Annotated in this window: 14 protein-coding genes; 8 read left to right on the top strand and 6 right to left on the bottom strand. The window is 71.1% G+C overall.

Going from position 1 to position 13,837, the window contains the following annotated elements; translation table 11 throughout:
• Window positions 1–117 precede the first annotated feature (117 nt).
• Complete coding sequence (locus ACWGKT_RS08425; protein ID WP_453272983.1) at window positions 118–942, bottom strand: lysozyme; 825 nt, start codon at window positions 940–942, stop codon at window positions 118–120.
• 240 nt (window positions 943–1,182) lie between these two features.
• On the opposite strand from ACWGKT_RS08425, the gene ACWGKT_RS08430 reads away from it, so the two are divergent.
• Window positions 1,183–1,674, top strand: a complete 492-nt coding sequence (locus tag ACWGKT_RS08430; protein WP_453272984.1) for a MarR family winged helix-turn-helix transcriptional regulator — start codon at window positions 1,183–1,185, stop codon at window positions 1,672–1,674.
• Window positions 1,675–1,721: 47 nt separating this feature from the next.
• Here ACWGKT_RS08430 and ACWGKT_RS08435 read toward each other — a convergent pair whose 3' ends face one another.
• Window positions 1,722–2,510, bottom strand: coding sequence for a hypothetical protein (locus ACWGKT_RS08435; protein ID WP_453272985.1), 789 nt, complete (start codon window positions 2,508–2,510; stop codon window positions 1,722–1,724).
• A gap of 379 nt (window positions 2,511–2,889) precedes the next feature.
• Here ACWGKT_RS08435 and ACWGKT_RS08440 point away from each other — a divergent pair, with 379 nt between their 5' ends.
• The 5 genes from ACWGKT_RS08440 to ACWGKT_RS08460 are packed head-to-tail and all read left to right on the top strand — an operon-like array spanning window position 2,890 to window position 8,475.
• Entirely contained in the window at window positions 2,890–5,655 is a 2,766-nt protein-coding gene (locus ACWGKT_RS08440; protein WP_453272986.1) for a nitrate- and nitrite sensing domain-containing protein, read from the top strand.
• Window positions 5,652–6,155 (top strand): roadblock/LC7 domain-containing protein, encoded by a 504-nt coding sequence (locus ACWGKT_RS08445; protein WP_356142106.1) that lies wholly within the window; start codon window positions 5,652–5,654, stop codon window positions 6,153–6,155. Before ACWGKT_RS08440 ends, ACWGKT_RS08445 begins: the two co-directional genes overlap by 4 nt.
• Entirely contained in the window at window positions 6,152–6,568 is a 417-nt protein-coding gene (locus tag ACWGKT_RS08450) for a DUF742 domain-containing protein (RefSeq protein ID WP_453272987.1), read from the top strand. Before ACWGKT_RS08445 ends, ACWGKT_RS08450 begins: the two co-directional genes overlap by 4 nt.
• Window positions 6,549–7,196, top strand: coding sequence for a GTP-binding protein (locus ACWGKT_RS08455; RefSeq protein WP_356142103.1), 648 nt, complete (start codon window positions 6,549–6,551; stop codon window positions 7,194–7,196). The genes ACWGKT_RS08450 and ACWGKT_RS08455 overlap by 20 nt, the downstream gene beginning before the upstream one ends.
• Window positions 7,197–7,221: 25 nt before the next feature.
• Complete coding sequence (locus ACWGKT_RS08460) at window positions 7,222–8,475, top strand: styrene monooxygenase/indole monooxygenase family protein (protein ID WP_453272988.1); 1,254 nt, start codon at window positions 7,222–7,224, stop codon at window positions 8,473–8,475.
• Window positions 8,476–8,507: 32 nt separating this feature from the next.
• Here the strand turns inward: ACWGKT_RS08460 and ACWGKT_RS08465 are convergent, their stop codons facing one another.
• The 4 genes from ACWGKT_RS08465 to ACWGKT_RS08480 all read right to left on the bottom strand — a co-directional run bounded on the left by ACWGKT_RS08465 (window position 8,508) and on the right by ACWGKT_RS08480 (window position 11,742).
• Window positions 8,508–9,620: an NlpC/P60 family protein gene (locus tag ACWGKT_RS08465; RefSeq protein ID WP_453272989.1), complete on the bottom strand. Its 1,113-nt coding sequence runs from the start codon at window positions 9,618–9,620 to the stop codon at window positions 8,508–8,510.
• Window positions 9,621–9,732: 112 nt separating this feature from the next.
• Window positions 9,733–10,035 (bottom strand): hypothetical protein, encoded by a 303-nt coding sequence (locus ACWGKT_RS08470; protein WP_453272990.1) that lies wholly within the window; start codon window positions 10,033–10,035, stop codon window positions 9,733–9,735.
• A 10-nt stretch (window positions 10,036–10,045) separates the two neighbouring features.
• The gene (locus ACWGKT_RS08475) at window positions 10,046–10,699 is read right to left on the bottom strand and encodes a TetR/AcrR family transcriptional regulator (protein WP_453272991.1); all 654 of its coding nucleotides are present in this window, start codon (window positions 10,697–10,699) and stop codon (window positions 10,046–10,048) included.
• Between the two features lie 104 nt (window positions 10,700–10,803).
• Complete coding sequence (locus tag ACWGKT_RS08480) at window positions 10,804–11,742, bottom strand: AurF N-oxygenase family protein (RefSeq protein WP_356142091.1); 939 nt, start codon at window positions 11,740–11,742, stop codon at window positions 10,804–10,806.
• Between the two features lie 122 nt (window positions 11,743–11,864).
• Between ACWGKT_RS08480 and ACWGKT_RS08485 the strand changes: the two genes are divergently transcribed.
• Entirely contained in the window at window positions 11,865–12,989 is a 1,125-nt protein-coding gene (locus tag ACWGKT_RS08485) for a ferritin-like domain-containing protein (RefSeq protein WP_453272992.1), read from the top strand.
• 15 nt (window positions 12,990–13,004) lie between these two features.
• Window positions 13,005–13,817, top strand: coding sequence for a hypothetical protein (locus tag ACWGKT_RS08490; protein ID WP_453273047.1), 813 nt, complete (start codon window positions 13,005–13,007; stop codon window positions 13,815–13,817).
• The last annotated feature ends 20 nt before the right edge of the window (window positions 13,818–13,837 follow it).

Raw genomic sequence — 13,837 nt, forward strand, 5'->3', positions numbered from 1 at the left:
GGGCCGGTCCCCCCCGGGGGGCACTGCCCGGCGGCCTTGGCCCCCCCCCCCCCCGGGGTCCCCGGGGGCGGGGCGCCCCCCCGGGGGGGCCCCCCGCCGCGGGTCCCGGGTCCGGGGCTATCCGTTGGCGAGTGCCTGCACCCGGTCCAGGGCCCCGTTGAACTTGTCGTGGTCCCCGACCGTCGGGCCGGAGGACGTGTACTGCCACATCGTGTAGTACGACCACCCGGCCGGCAGCGTCCCCGGATCCGACGCGTAGCGCGCGATCCACAAGGGGCTGCGGGAGGCGAAACCGCCGTAGTTGCCGGTGCACTGGGTCCACCAGCTGGTGGCCGTGTAGATCACCGGGTCCCGGCCGGTGCGGGCCCGGTAGGTGTTCAGGAAGTCGCCGATCCAGCTGACCATGGCGCTCGCCGACTTGCCGTAGCAGGAGGCGCCGTACGGGTTCCACTCGATGTCGAGCGCGCCCGGCAGGGTCTTGCCGTCCCTGGACCAGGCGCCGCCGTGGTCGACGAAGTAGTTGGCCTGGGTGGCGCCGCCGGTGGTGTCCGGGGTCGCGAAGTGGTACGCGCCGCGGATCATGCCGACGTTGTAGGAGCCGTTGTACTGCTGGGCGAAGTAGGGGTTCGTGTAGTACGTCCCCTCCGTCGCCTTGGTGTAGGCCCACCTGACCCCGCTGTTCCACAGGGTCGACCAGGCGACGTTGCCCTGATAGCCGGCGACGTCGACGCCCTCGGTCTGGGTGACGTCATCGGTGGTGGGCGTGCCGCCCTGGCCGTCGTGGGCCAGGACGCCCATGCCCATGTGGGCCGAGCCGCGGGAGGGGGTGGTCGCGGCGTCGGCGGTGGACAGCGGGAGGGTGAGGGAGAGTGCGGCCAGCAGCGTCGTGACGACGGCGGTGAGCGCGCGCGGGCGGATGGAGCCGGGTCTGTGCACGGGCATGACGTGCCTCCGAGGATGGGGTGGGGGGAACCCCGGGGATGGGGTGGGGGACCGCGGATGACCCACTGGAGTGGGCATGCCATCTCTTGCCTGGTCAACAAGCTACGCACGTAGAAGAGGGGCGGGAAGGGGGTCCGGAGGCTGCCGTTGGTCTACGCCTGAGAAATACTTACGGAGCTGCGGCAATGGCGGCGTTTGGCAGAAACTTTCAGGACCGCGAAACCGATCAGGGGTGCTGACGTGCACGAGGACGCAAACCGCAACGGACATCGCGTGTCCGCCCAGGTGACACCGAGTGGTGCAGACCAGGAATTCCTGGCCCTGGAACGCGAGTTGACCGTGTTGCTGCGGCGCGCCCGCGCCAGCCAGGGCGAGATGGCCCGCGAGGTCCACCCGGACCTGGAGTCCGCCGCCTATGGACTGCTCGTCCGTCTCGACGAGCACGGCCGCCAGCGCGCCACCGAACTCGCCGGCTACATCGGCGTCGGCAAGGCCACCATGTCCCGTCAGCTGCGTGCCCTGGAGCAACTCGGTCTGGTCACCCGCGAGCCGGACCCGGCGGACGGCCGCGCCTGGCTGGTGACCCTCACCGACGAGGGCCGCGGCCGCGTCGGCCGGGTCCGCGAGGCCCGCCGCGCCCGCTACGTCAGCCAGCTCGCCCACTGGGACCGCACCGAGGTCGCGGAACTGGCCCGACTGCTGCACGAGTTGAACGGGGTCATGGAGAAGTAGCCCTTACGCCGGGCGCCGACCCGGCCCGCGGGCTCCCGCGACCCCGCTCACCACTCCACGTACACCACCGTCGCGTCGTCGTGCGTCTTGCTGCGCCGCAGGAACGCCCGCTCCTCCCGGTCGGCCTCCTCCAGGTTCCGCACCCGGTCGACCAGGGACCGGGCGCCCTCCTTGCGTACGACGGTGAAGCAGTCCGTCCAGTCGCCCTCGCGGAACTTCTCCACCCAGCGGGTGGCCCCGTCGGTCAGCGCGGTCAGGGCACGGACCTCGCGGCGCGGCAGGGTGCCGGTGACCGCGCGGGCGGCGACCGAGGGATCGGCGGCGGCCGTGAAGAAGCCGCCCTCCTTGTTGCGGACGGTGGAGTCCACCAGGGCGTCCGTGGCCAGGGAAGTGCGGGGGAGGAGGGAGAGGCGGTCGTCCAGGACGGCGGTGACCGTGCCCCCGGGGGATTCCAGGAGGAGGGCCGAGTCGGAGAGGACCAGGTACTCGACGGTGTCCTGGGACCAGCGGGTCAGGACCACCGTTGCCTGAGGGGTGCGTGGGTGAGAAAGGTCACAGGTCGCGGTATGGGCGTCGGCTGTGCGACGGATCGCCAGCGCCAGGATCTCCGTCAGCGTCAGATCTCCGCAGGAAACGGTCAGTTCGGTCAGCGCCCCGCCGAGCCGCGCGGTGAACCAGGGAACGGAATGGAGACAGCCCGTACCGTCCTTCGGCGGGGTCACCCCGTCCAGGACGATCACGCAACCACCCTGTCCGGAGGCGGGTAGTCCGACACCGGCGAAGTCCTCGTTGGGGCGGTCGGGGACGCCGGGCTCCGAAACGACTTCAGTACGCATTCGGCCAGTCTGCACGAGCCCTTCACGCCGTCCGCCAAAGGCTGGCAACCGTCCGGGAATCTCCACAGCCGCGCAGGTCAGACGCCTGGTTTGGGGTGGAATAGCGCACTCCGGGAAAGCGTGGTGGCGAATACTGCCAAAGCCTGCCGCCCGCGTCCAACCGGCCCGCCGGGAACCGCCCCCGCACACACCGGGGGAACTTGCCCGCCAACTCCCCTCCGAGGTTCACTCCTTCGGGTGGCGGGTCAGGTGATGCGCGACCACCGCCCACCGGCGCTGGGAGGGTCGGGGACCGTACCGGGTACGCACGTGCTCGGCGCCGAGATGACGACGTGCCACCCGGGCCCATCAGTACACGAGTTCAGGATTGCGAGCATCGGTGCAGAAGAAGCGGCCTCGGGGCACAGGCAGGCGGACCGCGTCCGAAGGGGGCGCCGAGCGCACCTCCGTCGGCACCGGTCGCCCGACCCATGTACGCAACCGGCTGATCGTCGCCGTGGCCGTCGTGGCCGCCGCCATCGCCGGGGCCGGAGCCCCGTCCGTCCTCGCCGCCTCCGGGCAACTGAGCGACTCCCAGAACCTGGTGACCCTGGCCGGCCGCACCCAGCACGCGCTCGCCCTCGCCCACTCGCTCGCCGACGAGCGCGACGAGGTCACCTCCTACATAGCGGCCGGCCGCCCGAAGTCCAAGGCGCCCACCGAGCAGCGCAGCGCCCGGGTCGACCGGCAGGTCGAGGACCTGCGCGCGGACACCGACACCCCCGGCTGGCTGCGGGACGACCTCGACGGCGTCGCGGCCGTGCGCCGCGCCGCACTCACCGGCAAAAGCACCGCCCTCCAGGCCCACCAGGCCTACTCCGAGGCCATCATCGAACTGCATCTGCTCGCCGAGGACCTCGCCGAGCAGATGCCGCCACGGGCCGGCTCCGGGACGTACGCCCTCGCCGAGCTCGACTCCGCCGTCCAGCAGTCCGCCTCCGCCCGCGGCCTGCTCCTCGCGGCCCTCGACGTGCCGGCCACGACGCAGACCATCATCAGCCCCACCACCGGCCTGCCCACGACGACCACCGTCACCTCCGCGGCCGGCCAGAAGCAGCGCGACGCCCTCAGCGCCGCCGCCCAGCAGGCCCGCCTGCGCTCCGACGCCGCCCTCGCCGACTTCCGCGACTCCGCGCCCAAGTCGGCCGTGGCCTCGTACGACTCCACGGTCACCGGCCCCGAGGTCAACTCCGCCGACAAGTACCTCGCCGCCCTCACCGACGAGTCGACGCTCTCCGACAGCGACCTCGCCATCAGCACCAAGAAGCTGGACGCGGCCCTGTCCGCCCGCGTCGACATGATGCGCGGCGTCGAGTCCTCCCTCTTCGACCACCGCACCAAGGAACTCGAGGGGCTGCGCGACGACGACGTCACGGCGCTGGAGATCCGCATCGCGGTGCTCGGCGCCCTCATGCTCGTCGCCGTCGGCATCGCCACCGCGATGGCCCGCACCCTCACCCGCCCGCTCTCGGTGCTGCGCCGCGGCTCGGCCCGGCTGGCCGAGGCCGAGAACCCGGGGGCCGAGGAGCCGATCAAGTTCACCGGCCGCAACGACGAGTTCGCCCAGGTCGTCCGCTCCGTCAACGCCCTGCACGCGCACGCCGCGACCCTGCACGAGCGCATCGCCACCCTGGAGACCGACCGCAAGCACCTGGTCGGCCAGCGACAGAAGATGGCCGACGCCCGCGAGGAACTGCGCGCCGAGCTCGCCGAGTCCAGCGCCCAGCTGGAGCGGCTGCGCACCAGCATCGGCGGTACGTTCGTCAGCCTCGCGCTGCGCACCCTGGGCCTGGTGGAGCGCCAGCTGGCTGTCATCGAGGGCCTGGAGGAGCGCGAGCAGGACCCCGACCGGCTCGCCACGCTCTTCAAGCTCGACCACTTCGCCACGGTCATGCGCCGCCACAGCGAGAACCTGCTCGTCCTGTCCGGCACCGAGCACGTCCAGCAGCACCACGGGCCGGTCCCGCTGGTGGACGTCGTACGGGCCGCGGTCAGCGAGATCGAGCGGTACGAGCGGGTCCGTATCGCCGCCCTGCCCCCGCACGCGCACGTGGCGGGCTTCGCGGCCGACGACCTCTCCCACCTGCTGGCCGAACTCATGGAGAACGCCACCACGTTCTCCCCGCCGGACATGCCCGTCGAGGTCTCCGGCTGGCTGCTGGAGAGCGGCGAGGTCATGCTCTCCGTCCAGGACGAGGGCATCGGCATGACCGCCGAGCGCCTGGAGCGCCTCAACTCCCGCCTCGCCGACTTCGACCCGGAGTCGCCGTACGAGCAGGAGGGCGAGGACGGCCTCGGGCTCGGCCTGTACGTCGTGGCCCGCCTGGCCCACCGCCACGGCTCCCGCGTCCAGCTGCGCGAGCAGAAGCAGGGCGGTATCGCCGCGGTCGTGGTCCTGCCGCAGACCCTGCTGGCGGAGCCCCCGGCGACTGCGGTGCCGTCCTCCTCGACCGTGGTCGGCGGCATCCCCGCCGTCACCCTGCCCGGCGCGGACGCCGAGGCCAACTCCAACGTGCTGTACGGCCGCGCCAAGGACACCGACCCGCTGGTGACACTGGCGGAGAAGACGGTCCGGGAGACGACGACGCCGGAGCCGATGGCGGAGCCCGCGCCGGCCGCGCCCGAGCCGACGACGGAGCCCGAGCCGGCCGCGCCCGAACCGGAGTCGGCCGCGCCGCATCCGGAGCCCTCCGCCGCGCCGCAGCCGCTGTCGCACCCCGAGTCTTCGGTCGAGCCGGACACGGCTCCCGTCGAGACCACCATGGAGCTGCTGGCACCGGAGGTCTCCGCGGACCCTTACGCCATCGGTCCGGACACGCACGAGCGCGCGGCGGACGAGACGCAGGAGCGGGTCACCGACAAGGGGCTGCCCAAGCGCACCCCGAAGATCAGCGACCCGGTACCGGCCCCGCGCCGGCGGACCGGCTCGGTGGACGCCGAGGCACTGCGCCGCCGTCTGGGCGGTTTCCGTCGGGGGGCGGAAGCCGGCCACCGGGACGTCGCGGCGGAGATCGCCGAACGGACGGCCCAGAACGAGGGGCCCGACTCCGTACCAGTACATGCCGAAGAAGCCACGGGGGGCACAGTCGAGGAGGCAAGCAGTTGACCGCGCCCAGTACCTTCGGACTGAGCAGTGAAGCCCGCAATCTGCACTGGCTGCTGACCAATCTCGTCGAGGAGGTGCCGGGCATCCAGTCGGTGGCCGTCGTCTCCTCCGACGGTCTGCTGCTCCTTTCCTCCGACCCCGGGGCCAACGCCGATGCCAGGGAGGCCCGCAGCGAGCGGCCGAGGGGCCCGCGCGGCTCCTCCGCCGACCTCGCCACCATCGTCTCCGGCATCGGCAGCCTCACCATCGGCGCCGCCCGCCTGATGGAGTTCGGCGGCGTCCGGCACACGATGGTCGCGATGGACGAGGGCAGCCTCTTCGTGATGTCCATCAGCGACGGCTCGCTGCTCGGCGTGCACGGCTCCGCGGACTGCGACATGAGCGTGGTGGCGTACCACATGGCGCTCTTCGTGGGCCGCGCCGGCCACGTCCTCACCCCGGAACTCCGCAGCGAACTCCGCAAATCCCTGGAGACCGAGTCGGCGCGGAGCACCCGATGAGCGGCGGCGGTCCGAAGAGGCGGCTCCCGGTGCGCGGCGACGACCGCAAGCCCGCCCGCGTCCGCCCCTACTCGCTCACCGGCGGCCGTACCCGCTTCGGTCACGTCCTCCTCGTGGAGACGTTCGTGGCCGCTCTGGAGGCCCCCGAGGAGCGCAAGGAACTGGCGAATGGTTTTGCCGCCGGCCGGGTCATGCCGGAGATGCGGGCCATCGTCGAACTGTGCCGCCGCATGCGTACGGTGGCCGAGATCGCCGCGCTGCTGAGGATGCCGCTCGGCGTGGTCCGCGTGCTCCTGAGCGACCTCGCGGACCAGGGAAAGATCCGTGTATATGGAACCGGCACCGGTCACGGCACCGGCCGCCCGGACCGCGCTCTGCTGGAAAGGGTGCTGAGTGGACTCCGTCGTCTCTGACGCCGCTCCTGGCGTCGCTCCCCTCCTCGGGTCCTCCGAGCCCGACGAGGACCTGAAGTCCTGGCAGACGGACCGCACCCGTGCCCCGATAGCCACGAAGATAGTCGTGGCCGGCGGCTTCGGCGTCGGCAAGACGACGCTGGTCACCGCCGTCTCGGAGATCACGCCGCTGCAGACCGAGGCGCTGATGACCGAGGCGAGCGAGGAGACCGACGACCTCACCGCCACGCCCGGCAAGCTCACCACCACCGTGGCCATGGACTTCGGCCGCATCACGCTCGACGACGACCTGGTGCTCTACCTGTTCGGCACGCCGGGCCAGCAGCGGTTCTGGTTCATGTGGGACGACCTGGTGCGCGGCGCGATCGGTGCCGTCGTGCTGGCCGACACCCGCCGCCTGAAGGACTGCTTCCCCGCGCTCGACTACTTCGAGAGCTGCGGGATGCCGTACGTCGTCGCCGTCAACCACTTCGACGGCAGCGAGCGGTTCGAACCGGAGGACGTGCGGGAGGCCCTCACGATCCCCGCGCACATACCTGTCATGATCATGGACGCGCGGCGCCGGATCTCGGCGATCGAGACCCTTCTGGCCCTCGTCGGCCACGCGCTCGACGAAACCCCCGAGTAAGTCCCCGTTAGGAGCCCTCACCCGCATGCGGAAGATACTCGTCGTCGGAGCCGGCCAGTCCGGCCTCCAGCTCGCCCTCGGACTCCAGTCGCACGGATACGAGGTCACCCTGATGTCGAACCGGACCGCGGACGAGATCCGCTCCGGACGGGTCATGTCGACGCAGTGCATGTTCGACACCGCACTGCAGCACGAGCGCGATCTCCAGCTGAACTTCTGGGAGTCCCAGGCCCCGAAGATCGAAGGACTCGGCGTCTCGGTGGCGGCCCCCGGCTCGCACGACCCCGGTCCGACCCAGCGGGCGATCGACTGGGTGGGCAGGCTCGACGGGTACGCGCAGTCGGTGGACCAGCGGGTGAAGATGGCCGGCTGGATGGAGACCTTCGCCCAGCGCGGCGGCCAGCTGGTCATCCACGGTGCGGCGGTCTCCGACCTCGACTACTTCTCCCGTACGTACGACCTGGTGCTGGTCTCGGCGGGCAAGGGCGAACTCGTCCAGATGTTCGGCCGGGACGCAGAGCGCTCCCCGTACACCGAGCCACAGCGCGCCCTCGCGGTGGCGTACGTCCACGGTCTCGGCCCGCGCCCGGAGCACCCGGAGTTCGACGCGGTCCGCTGCAACCTGGTCCCCGGCGTCGGCGAGCTGTTCGTCATGCCGACGCTGACCACCTCCGGCCGCGCCGACATCCTGTTCTGGGAGGGCATACCCGGCGGCCCGCTGGACGTCTTCAACGGCGTCAAGGACCCGGCGGAGCACCTCTCCCTGACCCTGGAACTCATGGAGAAGTTCACGCCCTGGGAGTTCGAGCGGGCCAAGGCCGTCGAGCTGACGGACGCCGGCGGCACCCTGTCCGGCCGGTACGCCCCCACCGTCCGCAACCCCGTCGGCCGCCTCCCCGGCGGCGGCCTCGTGCTGGGCGTCGCGGACGTGGTCGTCGCCAACGACCCGATCACCGGCCAGGGTTCCAACTCGGCCGCCAAGTGCGCGGCCGCCTACCTCGCCTCGATCCTCGAACACGGGGACAAGGAGTTCGACGAGGCCTGGATGCGGGCCACCTTCGACCGGTACTGGGCGACGGCGACGCACGTCACCAAGTGGACGAACGCGATGCTGGCGCCGCCGCCGGAGCACATCCTCAACCTGATCGGCGCCGCGGGCCAGCTCCCGCCGGTGGCGAATCGGTTCGCCAACGCCTTCAACGACCCGGCCGACTTCGAGAACTTCTTCTACGAGCCCGAGAAGACCGCGGCCTACCTCGGCTCGGTGACCGGGGTCTAGACGCCGTTGCGGGCGCGGGTGCCGGGGGGCTGTCAGGTGGACGTGGCCGGTCGCGCGGTGCCCCGCGTCCCCAGGGGCGTGAGCCCCGGCGGGTTGTAGAGCGGGAGGGGCTTGGCCTTGGGGTCCGGCCGTACCGCTCCCAGGATGGGGTTGGACGCGATCGGGGAGACCTTGACGCGGTCGCCGGGGCGCGGGGCCTGGACCACCATGCCGTCGCCCAGGTACATCGCCACGTGCGTGGCCTCCGGGAAGTAGAGGACCAGGTCGCCGGGGCGCAGCTCGGTCAGCGGGATGCGGTGCAGCCGCGTCCACTGCTCCTGGCTGGTCCGCGGGATCGGCGTACCGGCGTGTCCCCAGGCCTCGGAGGTCAGGCCCGAGCAGTCGTACGACCGCGGGCCCTGGGCGCCCCACTCGTACGGCTTCCCCAGCTGCTCCACGGCGTAGCGCACGGCCCGGTCGCCCTGTTGCGAAGGAGTCCGTCTGGTGCTGAGCGCGCCGGAGGAGACGAGCTTCTTCTGCGCCTCGGCGACCCCGTTCTGTTCGAACGCGGCGAGTTCGGCGAGCCGGGCGCCGCTGAGGGTGGCGAGCATCTTCTCCACCTGGGCGAGACGGGAGCGTACCTCGTCCCGGGCGTTCTTCTGCCGCTCGGCGAGGGTGCGTTGGCCGTCCAGCGCCTTGCGGGCCTCGCGGACCAGCTCGTCCTTCTTCTTCTCGTGCTCGGCGAGCCGCCGCACCGTCTTGATCCGCTCCCGCGACAACTGCCCGATCACATGACCCTCGTCCAGCGCGTGCTGCGGATCGCGGGCGAGGAGCAGACGCAGGTACGGCGAGAGCGCGCTGCTGCCCTGGTACTGCTGCCGGGCCAGTCGGCCGACGGCGGCCCGGCTGTCGTGCAGGGCGAGCCGGGCGCGGGCCAGTTCGGCGTCCAGCTTCGCCACCTGGGCGTTCTGTGTCTTCAACTTTTCCTTGCTGGCGTTGAAGGTCTCGGTGGCCTGTTCCGCCTGCCGGTACAGTTGCTGAAGATCCGTCAGCAGCTGGGAGACCGGCCGCCCCGGCTCGGGCACGGCCACGGCGGGAAGCGGCGCGAGGACCGTGGGGCCCGCGACGGCGGCCGCACAGGCCAGGCGCAGAAGGCTTCCTGACACGTCTTCACCTCCGGTGCGGGGCGGGCGGACCCTCCGCCACTCTCCGCACCGAGAGCATCAGACGTACATGCCCGGGTAGCGTGTGAAGGCTGCGCGGTTCGGCGCAACGATGTCACCCTTCGGTGTCATCCGGCTTGCCGGACGACGTGGTGTCCGGCTTGGACCAGGGCCACTTGAGCTTGGAGCCGCGCCTGCCCTCGGGGTCGTACTCGTACTTCCACCCCTGGACCAGCCGCAGGCGACTGCTGTAGGTGCGCGGCACGCGGCGGTAGACGAGCACGGTCGGCCTGCCGCCGTGCGGGTCCGGGACGGGGATGCGGTACGTCTTCGGGGGATGGCCGGTGGGGCCCAGCAGCACGGGGAGCACGCGCCCGTCCATGGGCCCGCCCTCGAAGGGGGTGTCCTGACTCTTCACGGAACCAGTTTCAGCCATCCTCGGACAGCCCGGCGACGAGGCCGGCCGTCTGCGGGTCGCGGGCGGCGGTCACCGCCAGCACCGCCACGAACTGGTCGACCAGCCAGTCGCGCAGTTCACCGACGGGCGGCTGCTTGTCCTCGTCGAGCCAGATGAGGGAGGCCGCCTCCACGGCCGTGATCCACATCCGCACGGTCATGCGCAGCCGGGGCCCCGGATCCTTGATGCCGAGGTGGTTGAAGATGTGCACGGCGGCGGCCCGGCGCACCGAGTCCACGATGGCGGTGGTACGGGAGGTCTCCACCACGCTGCCGCCCTGGAGCAGGGCGCTGAAGCCGGCGTCGTGCTCGTCCACGAAGGCGAGATAGCGGTCCAGGGCGTGGGAGAGGCGGGTCAGGGGAGGGCCCTGGCGGGGCTCGTCGAAGCAGTGCTCCAGCTCGTCGGCCGCCGATCTGAGCGCGGCCTCGTACAGCTGCTGCTTGCCGCCCGGGAAGTACCGGTACACCAGCGGCCGCGAGACTCCGGCCGCCTCCGCCACGTCGTCCAGCGAGACCTCCTCCGGCGCGCGGTGCGCGAACAGCGACAGCGCGGCGTCGAGCAGCTGACTGCGCCGCTCCTCGACGTTGAGGCGACGGTAGGCGGGGGTGGGGGCGGCGGGGGTCATGCCAGGAAGCGTAATCGCGCGACCGCGAGGACCGGCACCCGGAGCCGGGGCGGGCCCGGCCTCGTTCCCGGGTGCCGGCACGCGTGAGCCCCGCCGTCCGGCCGCTACGCCAGCAGGCCCGAGGACCTCCACAGCCGGCGTCCGACGCCCCGCAGGACCCCGATGTCGTCCAGGAAGTCCGTCAGCCGCTTCGCCCCGGTCTGCATCACCTCGCGGCGGTGGGCGCTGGCCTTCACCTGGGCCATCGCCTCCCGCTTGTCCAGGCCCACGTTCGTGTAGACCTCGGGGTTGATGAAGGCCACCGAGAACACGCGGGCGAACTCGCCGGAGGTGACCCGGGTGAACTCCTGGGACCACTTGGGGGCCGTCAGCATCTGGCGGCGCAGTTCCTCGCGGGCGTACCGGACGTGCCGCGCCTCCTCGACCACGTGGATCCGGGTCACCCCGCGCACGAGGGGCTGGACCCGCTCGTCGGGGAAGGTCAGCCGCTGCATCCAGTCGAGGACCTCCTCGCCGAGCAGGGTGGCGGTGAAGGAACCCGGCGTGGTGGAGATCGTCTTGAACAGGCGGCCGAGGTTCATGTGGGCCCGGCTCACCGGGTACCAGGGCGCGTCACCGCGTGAGATCAGCCGGGCGAACATCTTGGAGTGCCGGCACTCGTCCTCGATCTCGGTGAGGGCGTAGCGCACGTGCGCGCTCGTCGCCGCCTTGTCGTAGATGTGCCGCACCAGCAGCTGCATCAGGATGATCTCGAACCAGATCCCCAGCGAGGCCAGCGCCGCGGCCTCGTGCTGGGAGAGCAGGATCCGCTGCTCCTCGCTCATCCGCTTCCACAGCGGGGTGTCGTACAGCGACACCAGCTCCGGCGGCCAGAACCACTTGCCCTCCTCGAAGGGCGCGTCCCAGTCCAGCTCCTCGTCGGGGTCGAAGGAGTGCTTGGCGGAAGAGACGAGCAGTCGTTCGGCCACCTGCTCCCGGTCCTTGAGCAGGCCGAGCGCATCGCGCAGGCCGTCCAGCGCGTCGGCTTCCGTCACGGTCGTCATGGCTCCCTCACTCCGTTACCGGGGGTTCGTCGTCCGCCTCTTATGAGACTGCTTGTCAGTAAGACCGTCAATCCCCTGCGCATGACTTGTTGACTCGGCGTCTACGTGTGAGCCTGCCAGGTATGCCGACCTACGACCTGTACGCCAAGGATCCGGGAGACTCCCTCTGGCAGGTGCCCGCGACCGGCGCCGCCCGGTTCAACTGGGAGTACGACGACGGCCGCGACCGTCTGCTCGCCCTGTACCAGAAGGGCAAGGACAAGCAGTGGGACGGGCAGAAGCGGATCAACTGGCACCTGGAAGTCGATCCCTACGACCCGCTCGGCACCCCCGACGAGGCGCTGTCGCTCTACGGCAGCAAGTACTGGCCGAAGCTCACCGAGAAGGACAAGGGCGAGCTCCGCATGCACTACGCCTCCTGGCAGTTCAGCCAGTTCCTGCACGGCGAGCAGGGCGCGATGATCTGCGCCGCGCGGATCGTGGAGTCCGTCCCCGACCTGGACGCCAAGTTCTACTCCGCGACCCAGACGATGGACGAGGCCCGGCACGCCGAGATCTACGGCCGTTTCCTGCACGAGAAGATCGGGATGCTCTACCCGATCAACGACAACCTCCAGGCCCTGCTGGGCGACACGCTCCGCGACAGCCGCTGGGACATGCCGTACCTGGGCATGCAGGTCCTCATCGAGGGGCTCGCCCTCGCCGCCTTCGGGATGATCCGGGACACCACCGACAAGCCCCTGCCGCAGCAGATCCTGGCCTACGTCATGCAGGACGAGGCCCGGCACGTGGCCTTCGGCCGCATGGCGCTGCGCGACTACTACAAGCAGCTCACCGACGCCGAGCTCCGCGAGCGCGAGGAGTTCGTCATCGAGGGCTGCTATCTGATGCGCGACCGGCTGCGCGGGGTCGAGGTGCTGGAGAACTTCGGCATCCCCACGGCGGAGGCGGAGGAGCTGAGCGAGCGGTCCGAGTTCCTTCAGCTCTTCCGCAAGCTGCTGTTCAGTCGCATCGTCCCCTGCGTCAAGGACATCGGCCTGTGGGGCAAGCGCCTGCAGCAGGCCTATGTCGACATGGGCGTCCTGGAGCTGGGCGACTCCAACCTGGACCTGCTGATGGCCCAGGACGAGGAGATCGCCGAGCAACTGGACGCGGAGCGCTTCGCGGTGGAGGAGCGCGAGCGCGTGGCGGAGGTGGACGAGACGATTCGGGCGGGCGAGTACGGACCGGGCACGCCCGTGCAGTAGCGTGCTGGCGTGTCCATGCCTCCGCCGCCCCAGCAGCCCCAGTACCCGCAGAACCCCCAGTACCCGCACAACCCCCAGTACCCGTACGGTCAGCAGCCGCCCCAGGCCCCGGGCCCCTACGGAGCCCCGTACCCCCAGCAGCCCTACCCCGCCTGGGGCGCGCCGCCGATGGTGCAACCGCCGCCGAGGAAGCGGCGGGTGGGCATGATCGTGGGCATCGTGGGCGGTGGCGTCGGAGCGGTCGTCGCGATCGTCGTCGCCCTAGCGCTGATCGGGGCCAAGGCCGAAAGCGGCTTTCCCGAGGCGAAGATGATGCTCACCCTGCCCCGGGTGCTGCTGGACCAGAGGTACAAGCTCGTCGAGGACCTCTCCGACTCCGAGGGCCGCAAGATCGAGGACGAGGCGGACGGCGCCTGGGACGCCAAGGTCACCGACGCCGTCGTGGGCCGCTACAGCCCGGGCGGCGACGAGACCAAGGGCACGCTCGTGGTGTCCGGCATGTACGGCCGGTTCAAGCACCCGGACCTGATCCGGCACAACATGCTCAAGGGCGCCGGTGAGGCGGACGGCGTGAAGATCGCCGGCCCCGCGAAGGACATCACCCCGTCCGGCGCGGGTGCCACCGTCAGCTGCGAGGTGCTCGTCCAGAAACAGTCGGCGGTGACCCTCACCTACCCGGTCTGCGCCTGGGCGGACGACAACACGGCCGCGGCGGTCGCCGAGATCGGCCGGGACGCCTTCACGAACAAGGCCTCCGACGTGGACCTCGACACCGCAGCCGCGAACGCCCTCAAGGTCCGCTCGGAGATGATCAAAGCGATCGGCTGACCTCCGGCACCTCCTGGGGC

The organism is Streptomyces sp. NPDC054794, from assembly GCF_053611585.1.